Origin of the sequence: Streptomyces sp. CB01881, from assembly GCF_002953255.1 — a bacterium.
In the GTDB taxonomy this organism is placed as follows: Bacteria; Actinomycetota; Actinomycetes; order Streptomycetales; family Streptomycetaceae; genus Kitasatospora.
The window spans coordinates 10,351,749-10,369,415 of sequence record NZ_CP026498.1 but is presented as its reverse complement, the minus strand read 5'-3'; the positions used below and the strand labels follow the sequence as shown (position 1 = coordinate 10,369,415).

At 73.7% G+C, this 17,667-nt stretch carries 17 protein-coding genes; 10 read left to right on the top strand and 7 right to left on the bottom strand.

Features of this window, described 5'->3' with window-relative positions; all coding sequences use genetic code 11:
• Positions 1-318: 318 nt before the first annotated feature.
• Both C2142_RS34600 and C2142_RS34595 read right to left on the bottom strand, forming a co-directional pair.
• The gene (locus C2142_RS34600) at positions 319-1,275 is read right to left on the bottom strand and encodes a serine/threonine-protein kinase (protein WP_148646817.1); all 957 of its coding nucleotides are present in this window, start codon (positions 1,273-1,275) and stop codon (positions 319-321) included.
• Positions 1,272-3,173 (bottom strand): ABC transporter ATP-binding protein, encoded by a 1,902-nt coding sequence (locus C2142_RS34595; RefSeq protein ID WP_148646816.1) that lies wholly within the window; start codon positions 3,171-3,173, stop codon positions 1,272-1,274. The genes C2142_RS34600 and C2142_RS34595 overlap by 4 nt, the downstream gene beginning before the upstream one ends.
• Before the next feature lie 515 nt (positions 3,174-3,688).
• On the opposite strand from C2142_RS34595, the gene C2142_RS34590 reads away from it, so the two are divergent.
• Both C2142_RS34590 and C2142_RS34585 read left to right on the top strand, forming a co-directional pair.
• Positions 3,689-4,276: a hypothetical protein gene (locus C2142_RS34590; protein ID WP_241002956.1), complete on the top strand. Its 588-nt coding sequence runs from the start codon at positions 3,689-3,691 to the stop codon at positions 4,274-4,276.
• Positions 4,277-4,280: 4 nt separating this feature from the next.
• Complete coding sequence (locus C2142_RS34585; protein WP_148646814.1) at positions 4,281-4,850, top strand: DUF6529 family protein; 570 nt, start codon at positions 4,281-4,283, stop codon at positions 4,848-4,850.
• A 277-nt stretch (positions 4,851-5,127) separates the two neighbouring features.
• On the opposite strand, the gene C2142_RS34580 is transcribed toward C2142_RS34585, so the two are convergent.
• A complete protein-coding gene (locus C2142_RS34580; RefSeq protein ID WP_148646813.1) occupies positions 5,128-6,012 on the bottom strand; it encodes a siderophore-interacting protein in 885 nt (294 codons plus the stop codon).
• 92 nt (positions 6,013-6,104) lie between these two features.
• Between C2142_RS34580 and C2142_RS34575 the strand changes: the two genes are divergently transcribed.
• Positions 6,105-6,896, top strand: a complete 792-nt coding sequence (locus tag C2142_RS34575) for a TetR/AcrR family transcriptional regulator C-terminal domain-containing protein (RefSeq protein ID WP_148646812.1) — start codon at positions 6,105-6,107, stop codon at positions 6,894-6,896.
• On the opposite strand, the gene C2142_RS34570 is transcribed toward C2142_RS34575, so the two are convergent.
• A complete protein-coding gene (locus C2142_RS34570; protein ID WP_148646811.1) occupies positions 6,893-7,120 on the bottom strand; it encodes a hypothetical protein in 228 nt (75 codons plus the stop codon). The two genes, C2142_RS34575 and C2142_RS34570, sit on opposite strands and share 4 nt — an antisense overlap.
• Before the next feature lie 10 nt (positions 7,121-7,130).
• Positions 7,131-8,471, bottom strand: a complete 1,341-nt coding sequence (locus C2142_RS34565; protein ID WP_241002954.1) for an MFS transporter — start codon at positions 8,469-8,471, stop codon at positions 7,131-7,133.
• A 400-nt stretch (positions 8,472-8,871) separates the two neighbouring features.
• On the opposite strand from C2142_RS34565, the gene C2142_RS34560 reads away from it, so the two are divergent.
• The 5 genes from C2142_RS34560 to C2142_RS34545 all read left to right on the top strand — a co-directional run bounded on the left by C2142_RS34560 (position 8,872) and on the right by C2142_RS34545 (position 13,501).
• Positions 8,872-10,131 carry a D-alanyl-D-alanine carboxypeptidase gene (locus C2142_RS34560; RefSeq protein WP_148647204.1) on the top strand — a complete coding sequence of 420 codons (1,260 nt, stop codon included), beginning with the start codon at positions 8,872-8,874 and terminating at the stop codon, positions 10,129-10,131.
• 24 nt (positions 10,132-10,155) lie between these two features.
• Positions 10,156-10,728: a DUF4239 domain-containing protein gene (locus C2142_RS34555; RefSeq protein WP_346766411.1), complete on the top strand. Its 573-nt coding sequence runs from the start codon at positions 10,156-10,158 to the stop codon at positions 10,726-10,728.
• 24 nt (positions 10,729-10,752) lie between these two features.
• A complete protein-coding gene (locus tag C2142_RS42070; protein WP_346766410.1) occupies positions 10,753-10,941 on the top strand; it encodes a hypothetical protein in 189 nt (62 codons plus the stop codon).
• Positions 10,942-11,117: 176 nt separating this feature from the next.
• On the top strand, positions 11,118-12,962 hold the full coding sequence (locus tag C2142_RS34550) for an alkyl sulfatase dimerization domain-containing protein (protein ID WP_148646810.1): 1,845 nt from the start codon (positions 11,118-11,120) through the stop codon (positions 12,960-12,962).
• A 104-nt stretch (positions 12,963-13,066) separates the two neighbouring features.
• Positions 13,067-13,501 carry a PPOX class F420-dependent oxidoreductase gene (locus tag C2142_RS34545; RefSeq protein WP_148646809.1) on the top strand — a complete coding sequence of 145 codons (435 nt, stop codon included), beginning with the start codon at positions 13,067-13,069 and terminating at the stop codon, positions 13,499-13,501.
• Here C2142_RS34545 and C2142_RS34540 read toward each other — a convergent pair.
• Positions 13,485-14,354 (bottom strand): alpha/beta hydrolase, encoded by an 870-nt coding sequence (locus tag C2142_RS34540; protein ID WP_148646808.1) that lies wholly within the window; start codon positions 14,352-14,354, stop codon positions 13,485-13,487. The two genes, C2142_RS34545 and C2142_RS34540, sit on opposite strands and share 17 nt — an antisense overlap.
• 326 nt (positions 14,355-14,680) lie before the next feature.
• Between C2142_RS34540 and C2142_RS34535 the strand changes: the two genes are divergently transcribed.
• Entirely contained in the window at positions 14,681-17,056 is a 2,376-nt protein-coding gene (locus C2142_RS34535) for a lamin tail domain-containing protein (RefSeq protein WP_148646807.1), read from the top strand.
• Positions 17,057-17,104: 48 nt separating this feature from the next.
• Here C2142_RS34535 and C2142_RS40855 read toward each other — a convergent pair whose 3' ends face one another.
• Positions 17,105-17,308, bottom strand: coding sequence for a hypothetical protein (locus C2142_RS40855; RefSeq protein ID WP_241002953.1), 204 nt, complete (start codon positions 17,306-17,308; stop codon positions 17,105-17,107).
• 43 nt (positions 17,309-17,351) lie between these two features.
• On the opposite strand from C2142_RS40855, the gene C2142_RS40850 reads away from it, so the two are divergent.
• A partial coding sequence (locus C2142_RS40850) for a hypothetical protein (protein WP_241002952.1) occupies positions 17,352-17,667 on the top strand: 316 nt, incomplete at its 3' end.

The window sequence follows — 17,667 nt, the reverse complement described above, 5'->3', positions numbered from 1 at the left end:
TTGCCTCCGGGGATTGCGGTCGGCGTGGAAACCCCGGGCGACAGGCGGCTGCCGAGGGTGAGGGCAGGGGCCCGACGGGTAACCATGGCGGCCGAGGCGGCGGGCAGCATGTCACCACTCCGGTCCGGGTCGTGGCATCACCCGCACGGGGCATCGGCCACGGGGTATCGGCCACGGGGTACGGGCTGGGGCCGCACGTTCCCGTCAGCCCGGTCGGCCGTCGCAGGGGGGCCCGGATGCAGCGGTCAGGTCGGGATGGCATGGGAGGAATGCCGGCACCGCTCGGCGGAGCCACCTGACCGTGCCGGCTCCGCCGCATCAGGCCGCCGGCTCCCGGACGGCGCGCTGTTGCTGCGGCAGCTGGGCATCGAGGGCCGCGGTCAGTGCCCGGACCGTCGGCCGGGCGTCCGGGTCGGGCCGGAGGCAGGCATCGATCGCTTCGGCGAGGCCGTGAGGCAGTCGCCGCCGGGTCGCGACCGGGGGCGCCGCTGCCTCAAGCTGCGGGTACCAGAGGTCCGCGTCGGCGGCGTCCTCGCCGTCCGCGTCGTACGAGCCGTACGCGTCGTACGGGCCGTCCGCGTCGTACGGGCCGTCGGAGTCATAGCCACCGTCGACGGTCTCCCCCGGGTCGAAGGGGACGTCGCCGGTGGCGGCCTCGTACAACGTGGTGCCGATGCCCCAGACGTCCGCGGCCGGGGTGAGCGCACCGCCGCGGGCCTGCTCCGGGGCGAGGTAGCAGAAGGTGCCGACGCCGGCGCGGCCCGGCCCCGGCGGGCGGGCGATGCTCAGGTCGAGGACCTTGGCTCGGCGGCAGTCGATCACGACGTTGGAGGGCTTCAGGTCGAGGTGCAGCAGGCCCTGGCCGTGCAGGTAGTGGACGGCCGAACACAGGTGCAGGCCGAGCTGGGCCAGGTCGTCGGCGGCCAGGCGGTGGCGGCGGCGCTCGATGACGTGGGCGAGCGTCTCACCGGTGAGGGTCTCCAGCACGACGAACGGCTCCGGTGACTCGACCGTCTCGTAGGCGCGGACCAGGTGCGGGTGGGTGAACGTCTGGAGCCAGCGGCCCTCCTGCAGCAGTCGCTCGCGCAGCCGCTGGACATGGCGCCGGTCCGGTCGCAGGACCTTCACCACGCACCGGCAGTCCCGCTCCTCGCTCCACGCGTCGTAGAGGTCCAGCCAGCCGGTGCGGCACAGGTGCGCGAGTACCTGGTATCCCGGTGCGACGATCGTTCCGGCCTCCAGCGGCGGCAGCTCCGGCGCCTTGGTCCGGCTCATGTCCTCGCCTCCCATCGTGCAGTGGCGGTCTCACCCGCCGTGTCGTGCCCGTCGGCGCCCGCTCCTTGCAGCGCCTCCACCGCGTGGTCCGGCAGGCCGTGCATCCGGTTCAGGCGCGCGTAGGAGGCACTGCGCGCGAGCAGTGTGTCGTGGGTGCCGCAGTCGGCGACCCGGCCGCCCTGGAGCAGCACGATCCGGTCGGCGTTGCGGACGGTGAGCAGGTTGTGGGAGATGATGATCGTCGTCCGGCCGGTCATCAGCAGCCGCAGCGGTTCGAGGATCCGCCGGCCCGACTCGGCGTCGAGGCCGGTGGTCGGTTCGTCGAGGATGAGGACGGGGGCGTCCCGCACCATCACGCGGGCGATCGCCAGGCGCTGGCGCTGCCCGCCGGAGAGCAGCCTGCCGTGCTGGCCGACCACGGTGTCGTAGCCGTCCGGCAGCCGGGTGATGAACTCGTGCGCGTCGGCGGTCCGGGCGGCCGCGACGATCTCCGCTTCGCTCACACCCGGCCGGCCGTACGCGATGTTCTCCCGTACGGTGCCGTGGATGACCAGGGCTTCCTGGAGCAGCACCGCGACGTTGTCCCGGAGGTCGGCCAGGCGCAGCTCGCGCAGGTCGCACCCGTCGATCCGGACCGACCCGTGCTCGGGGTCGTAGAAGCGCAGCAGCAGCTTGGCGATCGTCGACTTCCCCGCGCCGCTCGCACCGACCAGTGCGACGATCTCGCCCGCATCGATGTGGAACGAGACGTCCGAGAGCGCCCACCGGGGCGTCTGCGGGTAGCGGAAGAAGACCCCGTCGAGGGCGACATCACCGCGCGCGCGGCCGAGCCGTGCGGGGAACGCCGGCTCGGTGACCTGGGGGCGCTGGTCGAGGAGCTCGATGATCCGCTCGGCGGCGGCGGAAGCCGAGAAGAAGGTGTTGCTGAGCCGGGACACGCCGCGGATGGGGCTGTACAGCCTGCTCAGCAGTGTCAGGAAGACCATCAGGCCGCCCAGTGTGAGCCGCCCGTGCGCCAGCTCCCAAGCGCCCAGCCCCATCACGACCAGGACGCCGAACAGCTCCAGGACGTCCACGAGGGGCGAGAACAGCGCACGGATCCGGGTTGCCGCCATGGCGGCCCGGTACCTTCCGAGGTTCTCCCGCTCGAACCGCTGCTGCTCCCAGCCCCGCCGGTTGTAGGCCTGCACCAGGGCGATGTTGCCGAGCGTCTCCTCCGTGACCGCGCTGATCGTGCCGCTGCGCCGTCGCCTCTCCCGGGAGGCCGCCTTGACGAGGCGGGAGAACCGGCGGGTCATGAACCAGAAGACCGGCGCCACGACCAGGGCGACCAGGGTCAGCTCCCAGCGCAGGTAGAACAGGACCGCGAGGAAGATGCCCAGCTGGGTGACGTGCGCGATGGCGTTGACGATGCCGGAGAGCAGGAACGTCTCGACGGCCTCGACGTCGCCGGTCAGCCGGGACAGGATGTCGCCGAGCCTGCGGCGCTCGAAGAACCCGAGGGACAGGCCCTGCAGGTGCCGGAACAGATCCGAGCGGAGGACCACCAGGAAACGCTCGCTGACCCAGGCCGACGTGACCTCGTCGGCGAACCGCAGGATGCCGGCGACGAGCGTCAGCCCCACGTACGCCAGCGCGATCGGCACGAAGAGAGCGAGCCTCCGGGGAACCAGCACATCGTCGATGACGATCTTGAAGAGCCAGATGCCGGCCGCATCGACCACCGGGGCGAGCACGATGAAGACGAGCAGCAGGACCAGCCACCGCCGGCCACCCCGGGTGTAGGGCCAGAACCGCCGGAACACCTCGCGCAACGCTACCGGCGGAGCGGCGGCGACGATCGTCTCGTCCCGCTCCGAAGCCTCACCGACGGCCACCAACCGCCGCAGTGACCACACGCTGTGTGTCCTTGCCTCATGGCGATGGCCGGGCACCGAGGGTGCCCGGCCATCTCGGAGTGATGGGCACCGTCAGTGCCGCGAGCCCGTCGGATGACGGCGGCGACGACGACGGTGAGTGGTCTTCGAGGTCCTGGTCGGCTTCGAGGCGGTCCGCTTGCGCGGACTGCCCACCGCCGGAGCCAGGCTGCTCAGCATGCCCATGGTTCCAACCTTTCTGGCACCCCCTATGAGCTGATACGCACGGGGCGGCCGAGCGGTTCAGGAGCACACGAAGATTCTTCAGAATTCTCGTGCCCGCCGACAGGACCTCGGCAGTCGGCAGGATCTTGGCAGCCGACAGGACCTCGGCAGCCGGCCCGAGGCGGGCGGGCTGCCGCAAACGCCGGGCCATCGGCCAACGGGGCTAAGAACCGTCCTCCCTTCCGCCGACGTGCGCGCGTGCCGGGTGGACCTGGTGGGCGCATACGGGTCGAAGTGGTGGAATCCCTCCCCGCCCTGACCGAAGAGAGCCGATGAGAACCTCCCACATGGCAACCGCGGCGGTCGCCATCGTCACACTGATCACCGCGGCGTGCGGCGGCTGCTCCAGCAGCACGAAGACGACGACGGGAGCGAGCACGCCGCCCCCGTCCGCTTCTGCGTCCGCCAGTGCCAGCCCAAGTGCCAGTGCGAGCGCCAGTGCGAGCGCCCCGGGAACGGGCAGCGCCAGTCCCAGCCCCGGCGCGACTGCCGGCGCCACCGTCGTCGCGGGGGCCACCGTCGGCAAGTTCACGGACATCCTGGTCGACTCCCAGGGCAAGACGCTGTACCTCTTCGAGAAGGACACCTCCACCACGTCGAACTGCTACGACGCCTGTGCCACCGCGTGGCCGCCTGTCCTCACCACGGGCGCCCCCACGGCCGCGCACGGCGCCGACCAGGCCAAGCTCTCCACCACCACCCGTACCGACGGCAAGACGCAGGTCGTCTACAACGGCCACCCGCTCTACTACTTCGAGGGCGACAAGGCCCAGGGCGACACCAACGGCCAGGAGTCGAGCGCCTTCGGAGCGCAGTGGTACGTGGTCAACGTCGACGGCAACAAGGTCGAGGGCTCCTGAATCCGTGCACGGCGTCGAGCGTTCTCCCCACAGCCCCCGGTGGGTCCGCGGCACCCTCTGGGCGCTCCTTCCGGTGGCGGTGACCGCGGGTCTCTACTGGTACGGCCGGGCGCACACCCCGGACTACACAAGCGCCCTGTTCGGACTCCGCTTCGACGACGCGAACCGGCTCAAGGCCCAGCTGGGCAGCGCCCTGCTGGGCCTTGCGCTGGTCCAACTCCTGCTGGCGCTGTGGATGTACGGCCGACTGCCCGGCGTGCCCGCCGCTCGCCCGTGGACCAGGACCGCGCACCGGATCGGCGGCCTGGCCACCTTCCTGCTCTCCCTCCCCATCGCCTACCACTGCATCACCGCCTACGGGGTCCAGCTGACGGACAGCCGGGTGGCGCTGCACTCACTCGCCGGCTGCTTCCTCTACGGGGCATTCGCCGCCAAGGTCATCGTGGTCCGCCACCGCCGGCTGCCCGGCTGGGCGCTTCCCCTGGCCGGAGGCGTCCTGGTCGTCACGATCGCCCTGCTCTGGTACTCCGCCGCCTTCTGGTACCTGAACGGCTACGGGGCACCGGGGCTCTGAGCCGGCTCCGCCTCGCGCTCCCCCGCCTCGGCTGCCGGTACCGGAGGCCCCGCAGGCCCCGCAGGGCTGAGCTTCTCGGGCCGATGTCCAGTCTACCGTCGGGGTCCGGCGGGCCAGGAGTACCAGCTCTCCGGAAGCCCTGCAGCAGCAGGACGAGCGGCCCACCGCCCTGTTCGGCGCGAGGTGCAGCCGGACGACCCCGGAACCCGCCGATCGCGGCCGATCGCCGCCGATCCGCGCCGATCACGCCCGCACGCCGACTCCCCGTCAGTCCCCGTCAGTCCCCGTCACCCCCGGCCTGAGCCTCCCGCTGAGCCTGGGCCAGCATCTCCTGCGCGTCGGCGAGGTCCTCGGCGGTGGGAGCGTCGTCCTGGGTGAGGCGGTGACGCCAGTATCCGGCGAACTCGACCGAGGCCTTGGCCCACCCGCGCTCCCCGACCAGGTGACGGCGCAGCGCCCGCACCGCGGAGGCCTCGCCGGCCAGCCAGGCGAACGGCGTGCCACCCGGCAGCCCGGCACTCCGGACGGCCTCGGTCAGCCGCTCACCCGGGCCGGCGCCGTCGCGGTGCAGCCAGTGGACGGTGAGGTCGGCACGGGTGTCGAACGACTGACGCTCGGCCGCGTCCGCCACCTCCAGGAAGGCCACCGCCGGAGTGCCGGCGGGCAGCGCCTCCAGCAGTGTGCCGACCGCCGGGAGGGCCGTCTCGTCGCCGGCCAGCAGCACCCGGTCGGCCCCGGCGACGGCGGCTGCGAGCGGTACCGGCCGGGCGTACAGGTCGGACGGACCGACCATGCCGAGCCGGTCCCCGGGCAGCGCGCGGGCCGCCCAGGCGCTCGCCGGTCCGGCGTCGCCGTGCAGCACGAAGTCGATCTCCAGCACTCGGGTACCGGGCCGGCGCCGGCGGAGGGTGAAGCTGCGCATCCACGGCCGTTCGGCCTCCGGGATCGCCAGGTAGGCCTGGTACCAGCTCATCGGATCGTCGTCCTGCGCGGGCAGGACGGGCTCCTCCTGCCCCGTCCTCGGGAAGCAGAGCTTGATCTGCTGGTCGGGGGCGCGGCCCACGCTCTCGGCGAGCGACTCGGCCTCGAAGGTGATCCGGGCCATGCGCGGGGTGATCCGCTCGACCCCGACGACCTGGACGAATGTGACGGGCAACGGCATGGTCGACCCTTCCGGTTCGGGCTCCACTGATAACCTTACGGCATAAAGAGTTACCTCGGGCAGGATACTTTACGCCATAAGGAGTTGTCCTCGTGACCGTCTTCGCCGGACAGGGCGACGCCCACCGCTCGATGTCCCTGCTCTGGGGCGCGCCGGACCGCCCCCGACCCGGGCGCAGCGGCCCCAAGCCCGGACTGAGCATGGAGGCGATCGTGGCCGCCGGGATCGCCGTGGCGGACGCCGAGGGCATGGCCGCGCTCTCCATGCGCGCGGTCGGCGAGCGGCTCGGCCGCACGGCCATGGCGCTGTACACCTACGTCCCGGGCAAGGGCGAGCTGCTCGACCTGATGCACGACCGGGTGCTCGCCGAACTGCCCACCTCCTACGACCTCGGCGCCGGCTGGCGGACCGCCGCCACGGCCTGGGCCGAGGACGCGTTCGCCTGCTACCTGCGCCACCCGTGGGTGCTTCAGATCTCCCAGGCCAGGCCGGTGCTCGGTCCGGCCGAGCTCGGCGCGATGGAGGCGCTGCTGCGGATCCTCGCCGGGGCCCGGCTGACCCCCCGGCAGCTGCGGGGCGTGGTCGCCGCGCTTTGGCAGCTCGTCCGCGGCATGGCCCGGACGGCCGCCGAGGCCCGCACGGCCGCGGCCGCCACCGGCGTCCCCGACGAGGAGTGGTGGTACGCCCGCGCGGCCCAACTCGCCGAGCTGGCACCGGACTTCGCGGAACGCTTCCCCCTCCTGACCGCCCTGGAGAGCGGTGACGCCGCCGCCCCCGAGGCGGGGGACGGCAACGGCACCCCCCTGGAGGCCCAGACCCGGGAGGCCTTCCGCACCGGCCTCGCCGTCCTGCTGGACGGCGTGGAGGCGGCCACCGTCGGCTAACCGTCCGCGCCGGCACTCCGGCGCGAGCGGCCTATGCGGTCCGTACCGACGGCCAGTGCTGCGCCCATGACGACCAGGACGACGTAGCCGACCGTCCGGTGGTCGTCCGGCACCAGGTGGCGGACGAAGCCGAAGACGTGCAGGCCCCACAGGTGGTCGGAGAGCAGACCACTGATGCCTCCGACGACCAGGACGAAGCTGACGAAACCGAGCAGGTTCTTCATGCAGTCGAGGTTAGAGAGGCCGCCCGGCGTTGGGATCCGACTTTCGGCGTGGCTCCACCCCACCAAAGTCGCGGTTTCGGCCTGCACCAAGGTCATGGTTTCGGCCGGCCCCACGCACCCGGACGAGACCCGAGAGCCCCGGGCGCAGCGCCGCGGGCAACACCGGGCGCAACACCGCGGGCAGTGCCGCGAGCAGCACCGGGGCGGCCCCCAGCACGAAGCAGAGCGCGAGCGGCACCCTGCCGACCAGCAGGCCGACGGTGGCGGTGCCGCCCGCCGAGCCCGCGTTGAAGGCGGTGTTCACCCAGGCCCCCGCCCGGGTCCGGGCCTCCGGTGCGGCGGCCTCGTCGGCCAGCAGGTAGGCGGTGGTGACGGCCGGTGAGACGAAGAGCCCGGCGCAGGAGACGGCCACCGCCAGCACCGGGAGGTTCGGCGCGAGCCCGGCGCAGGCCAGTGCGACGCCCAGCCCGGCGGCCAGAACCGGAAGCCTGGCCGCGTGCGGGGCGGACCAGCGGAGCGCGCCGAAGGCGAGGCCGCCGACCGCGCTGCCCACCGACAGGGCCGCCAGCACCCAGGCCACCGCCTCCGCCTGCCCGCGCTGTTCCGCGAAGGCGGCCACCATGAGGTCCAGCGCGCCGAGCGCGAGCCCGGTCGCCGCCGAGGCGAGCACCGCCCGGCGCAGTGCTCCCCCGAGCACCCCGGTCGGCCGACCGTCCGGTTGCTCCCCCCGAACCGCCGCGGCCCCGGTGAGTTCCCGGGCGGCCGGCGAGTAGGCCAGTGCGAACGCGCCCGCGAGTACCAGCCCGGCGCCCACCGCGACCCCGGCGGCCGGCCCGACCCGACCGGCCGCCGCGAGCAGCAGCCCCAGCAGCAGCGGGCCGCTGACGAAGAGCAGTTCCTCGGCGACGGTGTCCAGGCTGTAGGCGCGCCGGAGCAGGGCCTGATCGGGCACCAGACTCCGCCAGAGGGTCCGCATCACCGGCCCGAGCGGCGGGGTGCAGGCGCCGGCGGCCACCACCAGCGCGCCGATCAGCAGCGGCGGAGCGCCGGGCCGCCAGGCGGCGCAGGCCGTCAGGGCGAGCAGCCCGGCGTACACCTCGGCCAGCGGCGGCAGCGCGCGCCGGGGGCCGAGCCGGTCGACGAGGGCGGCACGGGCGGGTGAGAGCAGGACGCTGGTCAGCCCGAACAGGGCCAGCGCCGTTCCGGCCGCCGGGTAGGAGCCGGTGGCGTCCCGGACGGCCAGCATCAGGGCGAGCGGGACCATCCCGTACGAGAGCCGGCCGAGCAGCGCGGCGGCGAAGGTCCGGCCGGCGTGCGGGGTGCGCAGGACAGCGCGGTAGGAGGGGGTCAAGGGAACGTTCCTCGGTGGAGGCGGGCCCGGCGCGCAGCCGTGCCCGCGGGCGTGCGGGGACACCGATGCGCCGCGCCCGGCGGTGGGACGCGGTCGCGGCGGGTCGCCTAGACACGGGGGAGGAACATGTCCGGCACGCTACCAGCTCCCCGGCGCGGGACGGCAGCCTCCGGAGGGCCCGGACGGAGCAGCGGGCGCGGCGGCCCGGCGGTGGCGCAGGTACGTTCGCCGTGTGCAGCCAAGGTCAGTGCAGCAGAGGTCCGTGCGGCAGACAGCAGCGCAGCAGGGCTCGGTGCGACGGACAACGGCGCAGCCGGTCCCGGTGCCGCAGGGGTCACACCACGTCAGGAGGGCGGCCGCGACCTGCGCCGTCGCCCCACGGCTCCTCGCCGCCACCGCGCTGGTCCTCGCCGTCACCGCGCCGGCCGTCACCGCGCCGGCGGCCGTCGCGCAGGACGCGGCCGCCGTGGTCGGCGGCGAGCGGCTGGGACGGCCGGCCGTGCAGGTGGCTCCGCTGGCCGGGGCGCCCGCGCTGCCCGCGGAGCTGACCGGGCGGTCCTGGCTGGTGGCGGACGCGGCCACCGGCGAGGTGCTGGCGGCGCGCAACGCGCACGTGCCGCTGCCGCCGGCCAGCACGCTGAAGATGCTGTTCGCGGACACCGTGCTGCCCAAGTTCGACCGCTCGCTGGAGCACCAGGTGGCACCGTCCGAGCTGGCCGACCTCGGGGAGGGCAGCAGTCTGGTCGGCATCAAGGAGAACCTGCCGTACCGGGTGGACGACCTCTGGCGGGGCGTCTTCCTCAGCTCCGGCAACGACGCGGTGCACGTCCTCTCCCACATGAACGGCGGGCTGGCGCAGACCGTCGCCCAGATGCAGGCCCGCGCGCTGTCCCTCCAGGCCCGGGACACCCACGTGGTCTCCCCCGAGGGCTACGACCAGGACGGACAGGTGTCCTCGGCCTACGACCTGACGCTGTTCGCCCGCGCCGGGCTGCGCAACAACGACTTCCGTGCCTACTGCTCCACCCGCACGGCGCGCTTCCCCGGGGGTGTCGACAAGACGACCGGGCAGCGGACGGCCTTCGACATCGCCAACACCGATCGGCTGCTCGGCAAGTACCCGGGGCTGATCGGGGTGAAGAACGGTTACACCTCGAACGCCGGGGCCACCTTCACGGGTGCCGCCGAACGCGGCGGCCGCACGCTGCTGGTGACGGTGATGCACCCGGAGTCGCAGGCGAAGGTGTACGACGAGGCGGCGAGCCTGCTGGACTGGGGGTTCGCGGCGGCGGGCAAGGTCGAGCCGGTCGGGCACCTGGTGGAGGAGGCGGTCGCCTCCGCACCCGCCGGCGAGGTCCCGGCGTCCGGCGGGCTGCCACGGGCGGTCGAGCAGGCCCACCACGCGCTCGGCCCGGCCGGCTGGACCGCCGTCGCCCTGTGCGGGGCGCTGGCGCTCTGGGCGGCCGGCCGGGCCCGTGGCCGGCGCCGGCTCCGGCCGGTGGCCGCGGAGGCCGTGCAGGTGCCGGTCGCGTACCCCCGGGCCGGGGCCACCGCGCTGGGCGGAGCGACGGCGGTGGGCGGCCGGCGCCGGCGGCGGCTCGCCCGCTCCGTCCGCGCCCACGTCGTGGCGGCCCGGCAGCGGGCCCGGCGCTCCCGCTGACCGGCCGGGTCCGAGGGAGCGCGCGTGGAACTCTGGCTGCTCAACCACTTCTCGACCGTGGGGCTGACCGTGGTGGTGGTCGGCGGCTTCGTCGCGCTCGCCGCCGTCGGCAGCCTGCTCGCCTACCGGCGGCACCCGGCCCTGGCCGAGGGTGAGCACAACGAGATGGTCGGCGTGGTGCTCGGCATGTTCGGCGCGATCTACGGGATCATCCTGGCCTTCGTCATCGTCAACCTCTGGACGCAGTTGGAGGAGACCCAGAGCGTGGTCGCCGGCGAGGCGACGGCGGTCTCCCAGATCGTCCGCGACGCCAAGGCGTTCCCTCCCGAACACCAGGCCGCCGTCAACACGGCGGTCGGCAACTACGTGCACGCCGTGGTCGAGGAACAGTGGCCGCTGATGCGCGAGGGGTGCGGCGACTTCGCCCGGACGGCCGAACGAATGGAGGCGATGTACCAGGCGCTGCGCGAGTTCGAGCCGCAGACCCAGACCGAACAGGCCTTCTACGGCGAGGCCCTCAACAGCCTGAACGACACCGTCGCGCAGCGCCGGGCCCGGATCGCCGACAGCCGACTGTCGCTGCCGCCGCTGCTCTGACTGCTGGTCATCGGCGGCGCACTGGTGATCCTGCCGCTGACCTTCATCTACGGCATCCGCAACCGGCGGATGCGCCTGCTGTTCGTGGGGTCGCTGGCGGGGCTGATCGGGTTCAGCCTGCTGCTGGTCCTGGTGCTGGACCGGCCGTTCGCGGGTGACCTCTGTGTGAGCCCGAACCCGTTCAAGCAGAGCACGCTGGCGCAGTTCTGGTGACGTCCGGCCGCACCCGTCCGGCCGAAGTGCACGGTTCGCCGAGCGGTGTTCTGATGGCGCAGTGTGCGGGCCGCCCCCGGTCCTCCCGTCCGGGCCCCGGCCCTCCCCGCCTGGAAACCCCCTGTATGGAAACCCCCCGCCTGGAAACCCCTCCCCGCCTGGAAACGGAGCGGCGGATGACAGCCCTGCCGTTCGACGACACCGCCCCGCCCTTCGAGGACACCACCGACTTCGCCGACGCCGACCGGGGTTTCCTCGGGGCCCTGGTCCCCGGGGTGGTCAGGGCCGCCGACGGACGGGTGGTCTGGGACAACGACGCCTACGACTTCCTCAGGGCCGACTGCCCGGACACCGCCCACCCGAGTCTGTGGCGGCAGTCCCGGCTCTGCGCCCGCCAGGGCCTGTACAAGGTCGCCGACCGCGTCTACCAGGTGCGCGGCCTGGACCTCTCCAACATGACGCTGATCGAGGGCGAGCGAGGGGTCGTCGTGATCGACCCGCTGATCTCCACCGAGACGGCCGCCGCCGCGCTCGCCCTCTACCGCGAGCACCGCGGCGACCGTCCGGTGACCGGCCTGGTGTACACCCACTCGCACGCCGACCACTTCGGCGGCGCCCGCGGTGTCCTGCCGCACGGCTCCGAGGAGGGCGTCCCCGTCCTGGCCCCGGCCGGCTTCCTGGAGCACGCGGTCAGCGAGACCGTCTACGCGGGCAACGCCATGGTGCGCCGGGCCGGTTTCATGTACGGCAACGACCTGCCCAGGGCCCCCGACGGGCAGATCGGGGTCGGCCTCGGCAGCGCCACCTCGAACGGCACCATCACCCTGTTCCCGCCCACGGTGGACATCACCCGCACGGGGCAGGAGGAGACCGTCGACGGCGTGCGGATGCTCTTCCAGCTCACGCCCGGCACCGAGGCCCCGGCCGAGATGAACTTCCTCTTCCCGGAGCTGCGGGCGCTCTGCCTGGCCGAGAACGCCACCCACAACCTGCACAACGTGCTGACGTTGCGCGGCGCGGTCGTCCGCGACGCCCGGATCTGGGGCCGCTACCTGGACGAGGCGATCGACCTGTTCGACGGGCGGTACGACGTCGCGTTCGCCTCCCACCACTGGCCGACCTGGGGCCGGGACAACGTCGCCGCCTTCCTGACCGAGCAGCGCGACCTCTACGCCTACCTGCACGACCAGACCCTGCGCCGGCTCAACGACGGCCCCACCGGTCCGGAGATCGCCGAGGAGCTGCGGCTGCCGCCCGCACTCGAACGGCGCTGGCACGCCCGCGGCTACTACGGCTCGCTCAACCACAACGTGAAGGCGGTCTACCAGCGCTACCTCGGCTGGTTCGACGGCAACCCGGCCCACCTGTGGGAGCACCCGCCGGCCGAGCTGGCGCAGCGGTACGTCGAGGTGGCCGGCGGGGCGGACGCCGTCCTCGGCAAGGCGCGCGCCTACGCGGACGCCGGGGACCTCCGGTTCGCCGCAACCCTGCTCAACCACGTCGTCTTCGCCGACCCCGCCGACACCGCGGCGAAGGAGGCGCTGGCCGCCGTCAACACCCGGCTCGGCCGGGGCGCGGAGAACGGCACCTGGCGCAACTTCTACCTGGCCGGGGCGCAGGAGCTGCGCCAGGGCGTCAAGGTCTCGGCCGTCGACCCGAGCAACCCGGAGATGACGGCGGCTCTCACCGTCGAGATGCTGCTCGACTCGGTGGCCGTCCGGATCGACGGCCCGCGCGCCTGGGACGAGGACCTCACCATCGACCTCGTGCTGACGGACGAGCAGCGGCGGTACCGGCTGACGCTGCACAACGGCGCGCTGACCCACCGCTCCCACCCGGCCGGCGAGGCCCCGAAGTCGGCGGCGGGGCTGACCCTCACGCTCGACAAACCGCGGCTGCTCGGACTGCTGGCCGGCCAGGGCCTCGACGGGATCGGGCACGAGGGTGACCCGGGGCTCCTGACGCGGCTGTTCGCGGTCGTCACCAAGGCCGACCCGGCGTTCCCCGTCGTCACCCCCTGACGGAACCCCGCCCGGCCACCGCCGGGCGGGCCGTGGGCCGCGAGCCGGGCGGGCCGCGGGACGACGGGCGGGAGGTGCCTCGAACACCCCCTAGACTTCCCGCCATGAACGACGCGACGCCCGACCCCGCCACTCCCGATCCCGCCTCGCGGGAGCGGCTGGAGCGCCTGGTCCGCCTCTCCTCCGGCAGCTACCTGCTGGTGACCACCTACAAGAAGGACGGCACCGGCGTACCCACCCCGGTCTGGGTGGTCCGCGACGGCGACGCGCTGGGCGTGTGGACCGTCACGGACTCCTGGAAGGTCAAGCGCATCCGCAACCGCGCGGACGTCCTGGTCGGCCCCTGCGACGTCAAGGGCCGGCCGACCGGCGAGCAGTACCCGGCCACCGCCGAGATCCTCGGCCCCGAGCGGACCGCCGCCTACCGGACCCTGCTGCGGCAGAAGTACGGCCTGCTGGGCGTGGTCACCCTGCTCGGGAGCCGGCTGCGGCGCGGCGACCGCGGCACCGTCGGGATCCGGATCACGCTGACGGACTGACCCGCCCGGCCTCCTCCTCCACCTGTGCGCAGGTGTCCAGGATCACCCGGGCGACCAGCTCCGGGTCGTCGCTCATCGGCACGTGGCCGCAGCCCGGCAGCCGGACCAGCCGGGCGTCCGACAGCTCGTGCAGCGCGCGGACGCCCTGACGGCGCAGCAGGATGCGGTCCCGGGTGCCCCAGGCGACGGTGACCGGGAGGGCCGAGAGGTCCCCGGTGAAGCGCAGGCCGCGGCCGGCCGCCAGGGTGGGTTCGAAGCCCGTCGCCGCGCGCAGTGCCCCGGTCTCGGCGGCCGCCGCGGCGGCGTCCCGGCGGGCCGGGCGGGCGTAGATGGTGGAGACCAGCAGCGCCCGGCCGGCGGCGGAGCGGGCGAGCCGTTCGACGACCGCCTGCGGCAGCACGCGCGCGCCGACGCGCATGCCGCCCAACACGGTGTAGGCGTAGCGGCGCTCGGTCTCCGTCCAGAAGCCGGCGGGTGCCAGTGCCGTCACCGAGCGGGCCAGCCCGGCCCGGCCGAGCCCGAGGGCCAGCAGCCCGCCGAGCGAGTTCCCGGCGACGTGCGGCCGTTCGATGCCGAGCTCCGTGCAGAGCCGTCCGAGCACCGGGACCACCGCGTCCACCCCGTACGGCACGCCCGGTGGCAGGGCGGGCGAGGCGCCGAAGCCCGGCAGGTCGACGGCGATCACCTCGTGCCGCTCGGCGAGTGCGGGCAGGACCGGCTCCCAGGCCTGCCAGTGGTGGCCGATGCCGTGCAGCAGCAGGAGCGGGCTCCCGGCGCCGAGCCGCCGGTGGCGCACGGTCACCTCCCCCGGGCCGTGCGGGGCGGGCAGCGGGAAGGTGACGTCGGCGGGCATGGGGCTCCTCTGTTGGACGCGATGTCAGCAGGGATTCGCGATGCCAGCAAGGATTACCGACCGGTAGCCCGCCCGACAAGAGGGATGCCGCCGCGGACGCGCCCGCCCTCCGGTGCCGCGTCGACGGGCGCCCGAACCTTCTTGGTGCGGACATGACGCCCTGACTGTTCTCCCGCTGTACGTCTGGTCGTCGGCCGCAGCGCGCGGTATGGCACGGGTGGCGCTGTTAGACACGCACCGCCCGGACATCACCGCCCGGACATCACCGCCCGGGCATCACCGCCCGTCAGACCGTCCGCCCGTCAGGACCATCAGGAGGAAAGCCCATGCGGCAAACCGATCGAGTCCGGCTCCGCACCCTCGCGGTGGCTTCCGCCGCCGCCGTGGTGGGAGCACTGCCGGTCCTCCCGGCCGCCACCGCGCAGGCGGTGTCGCCGGACATCGTGATCAGCCAGGTGTACGGCGGCGGGGGCAACTCCGGCGCCCCGTACGCCAACGACTTCATCGAGTTGTACAACCGCGGCACCGCACCGGTCACCGTCACCGGCTGGACGGTGCAGTACGCCTCGGCCGGCGGCTCGTCCTGGTCCCGGACCACCCTCTCCGGCACCATCGCCCCCGGGAAGTACTACCTCGTCCAGGAGGCGGCCGGCGCCGGCACGGGCGCGGCCCTGCCGACCCCCGACGCGACCGGGACGCTGGCACTGAGCGCGACCTCCGGCAAGATCGCCCTGGTCACCAACGGCACGGCGCTGACGTGCACTTCGGGCTGCGCCACCCAGCCCGGCGTGCGGGACTTCGTCGGCTACGGCTCCTCCGCCAGTTCCGCCGAGGGCTCGCCGACCGGCAACCTCTCCAACTCCACCGCCGCGCTGCGGGCCGGCGGCGGCGCCACCGACACCGACAGCAACGCGGCCGACTTCGCCGTCACCGCGCCCGCCCCGCGGGGCTCCTCGTCCACCGGCGGCGGCACGGGCGGCGGCGGCACCCGAATACACGACGTCCAGGGCGCGGCCCGGACCTCCCCGCTGGCCGGCCGCCCGGTCTCCGCGGTGCCCGGCGTCGTGACGGCCGTCGGCACCGCCGGCTTCTGGTACCAGGACCCGACACCGGACGCCGACCCGGCCACCAGCGAGGCCGTCTACGTCTACACCTCGTCCGCCCCCACCGTCGCGGTCGGCGACTCGGTGACCGTCGGCGGCACGGTGAGCGAGTTCCGCCCGGGCGGCACCGGCGGCACCACCAACCTCACCGTCACCGAGCTGACCGGCCCCAGCGTCACCGTCCTCGCCCACAACGCCGCACTGCCCGCGCCCACCCTGGTCGGCACCGGCGGCCGGGTGCCGCCCGCCACGGTCATCTCCGGCGTCACCAGCGGCGACGTCGAGACCGCCGGCGCCTTCCAGCCCGCCACCGACGGCCTCGACTTCTGGGAGTCGCTGGAGGGCATGCGGGTCGAGCTCGACAACGCGGCCGTGGTCGGCCCGACCAGCAAGTTCGGCGAGGTCCCGGTCGTCCCGCAGGGCAGCACCACCCGCACCGCCCGGGGCGGCATCCTGCTCCAGGCGAACGACGCCAACCCCGAGCGGGTCATCCTCGACGACGTGCTCGCCCCCACCCCGGCCGCCGCCACCGTCGGCGACACCCTGAGCGGTGCCACCGTCGGCGTGCTCGACTACTCCTTCGGCAACTTCAAGCTGCTGGTCACCGCCACCCCCGCCCTCACCCCGGGCGGCACCGCACCCGAGGCCACCGCCGCGCCGGCCGCGGGCGAGCTGGCCGCCGCCACGTTCAACGTGGAGAACCTCGCCCCGGGCGACCCGCAGAGCAAGTACGACGGCCTCGCCGCCGGCATCGTCGGCAACCTCAGGTCGCCCGACCTGGTCGCCCTGGAGGAGATCCAGGACAACAGCGGCGCCACCGACAACGGCGTCGTCGCCGCCGACCAGACCCTCGCCAAGCTCACTGCCGCCATCACCGCGGCCGGCGGCCCCGCGTACTCCTACCGCCAGATCAACCCGCAGGACGACCAGGACGGCGGCCAGCCCGGCGGCAACATCCGCCAGGTCTTCCTCTACCGCACCGACCGCGGTCTGACCTTCACCGACCGCGCCGGCGCCGGCTCCACCACCGCCAACTCCGTCGTCAACAACGCCGGCACCCCCGCGCTCGCCTACTCCCCCGGCCGGATCGACCCCGCCAACTCCGCCTTCAACGCCAGCCGCAAGCCGCTGGCCGGCGAGTTCCGCTGGAATGGCAAGCCGGTCTTCGTGATCGCCAACCACTTCAACTCCAAGGGCGGCGACCAGCCCCTGTTCGGCCGCTACCAGCAGCCCGCCCGCCCCTCCGAGACCCAGCGGCACGCCCAGGCCACCGTGGTGAAGTCCTTCACCGACCAGATCCTGGCCGTCGACCCGAACGCCGCGGTCATCGTGCTCGGCGACCTCAACGACTTCGAGTTCTCCCAGACGGCCGACCTGCTCACGGCCGGCGGCTCCCTGGTCGACCTCCCCCGCACCCTCCCGCTCGGCGAGCGCTACACCTACGTGTACGAGGGCAACTCCCAGGTGCTGGACCACATCCTGATCTCCGGTGTCCTGGCGGCGAAGCCGTACGGCTACGACATCGTCCACCTCAACAGCGAGTTCCCGACCCAGCTCAGCGACCACGACCCGCAGGTCGTCCGCATCCCGCTGCCGTAACGCCCGCCGTGCCGCCCTGCGGTACCGACCCCACGCCGGGGGGCGGGGTCAGTACCGCAGGGCCTTCACGACCACGGGCAGCAGCACCTGGTCGGCGGGGGCCTTGCTGAAGGCGATCGGCTGGGCCTTGTCCCCGGCCGGGAGGTCCTGGACGCCGACGAACGAGCTGTCCACCGCCTTCCCGCTGGTGTCGGTGAAGTCGACCTGCACCGCGTACGAGGCGGTGTTGATCCCGCTGTTCACGATGGTCACCACGACCGCGTGCAGCCCGCCCGTCTGCGCCCGCGGAACCCCGGTGACCGTGACGTCCCCGAGCGCGTTCCCGCCGTTCTCCAGCGTTCCGAGCGCCGTCGCGGCCTTCTGCCGCGCCTCCACGGCCTGGGCCGAGACCGACGCCTCGAACGACGCCGCCGCGGCCGCGGCGGAGGCCGCGGCCGCCGACACCGAGGCCAGCGCCGACTCCGCCGTCGAGGCCAGCGCGGACGGCGGCTCGCCCGAGAACGTCGACGGGTTCGGCGCCGTGCTCAGCGTCGAGGCCGGCCCCGACGTCGCGAGGGACGCGTTGGTCGACGAACTGCTGCACGCCGCCAGCACCCCCACCCACCGCCGCC

Excerpts from the sequence above, each read along its gene's own strand:
- C2142_RS34600 (WP_148646817.1), bottom strand. The coding sequence starts at position 1,275 with ATGAGCCGGACCAAGGCGCCGGAGCTGCCGCCGCTGGAGGCCGGAACG.
- C2142_RS34590 (WP_241002956.1), top strand. The coding sequence starts at position 3,689 with ATGAGAACCTCCCACATGGCAACCGCGGCGGTCGCCATCGTCACACTG.
- C2142_RS34580 (WP_148646813.1), bottom strand. The coding sequence starts at position 6,012 with ATGCCGTTGCCCGTCACATTCGTCCAGGTCGTCGGGGTCGAGCGGATC.
- C2142_RS34570 (WP_148646811.1), bottom strand. The coding sequence starts at position 7,120 with ATGAAGAACCTGCTCGGTTTCGTCAGCTTCGTCCTGGTCGTCGGAGGC.
- C2142_RS34550 (WP_148646810.1), top strand. The coding sequence starts at position 11,118 with ATGACAGCCCTGCCGTTCGACGACACCGCCCCGCCCTTCGAGGACACC.
- C2142_RS34545 (WP_148646809.1), top strand. The coding sequence starts at position 13,067 with ATGAACGACGCGACGCCCGACCCCGCCACTCCCGATCCCGCCTCGCGG.
- C2142_RS34540 (WP_148646808.1), bottom strand. The coding sequence starts at position 14,354 with ATGCCCGCCGACGTCACCTTCCCGCTGCCCGCCCCGCACGGCCCGGGG.
- C2142_RS34535 (WP_148646807.1), top strand. The coding sequence starts at position 14,681 with ATGCGGCAAACCGATCGAGTCCGGCTCCGCACCCTCGCGGTGGCTTCC.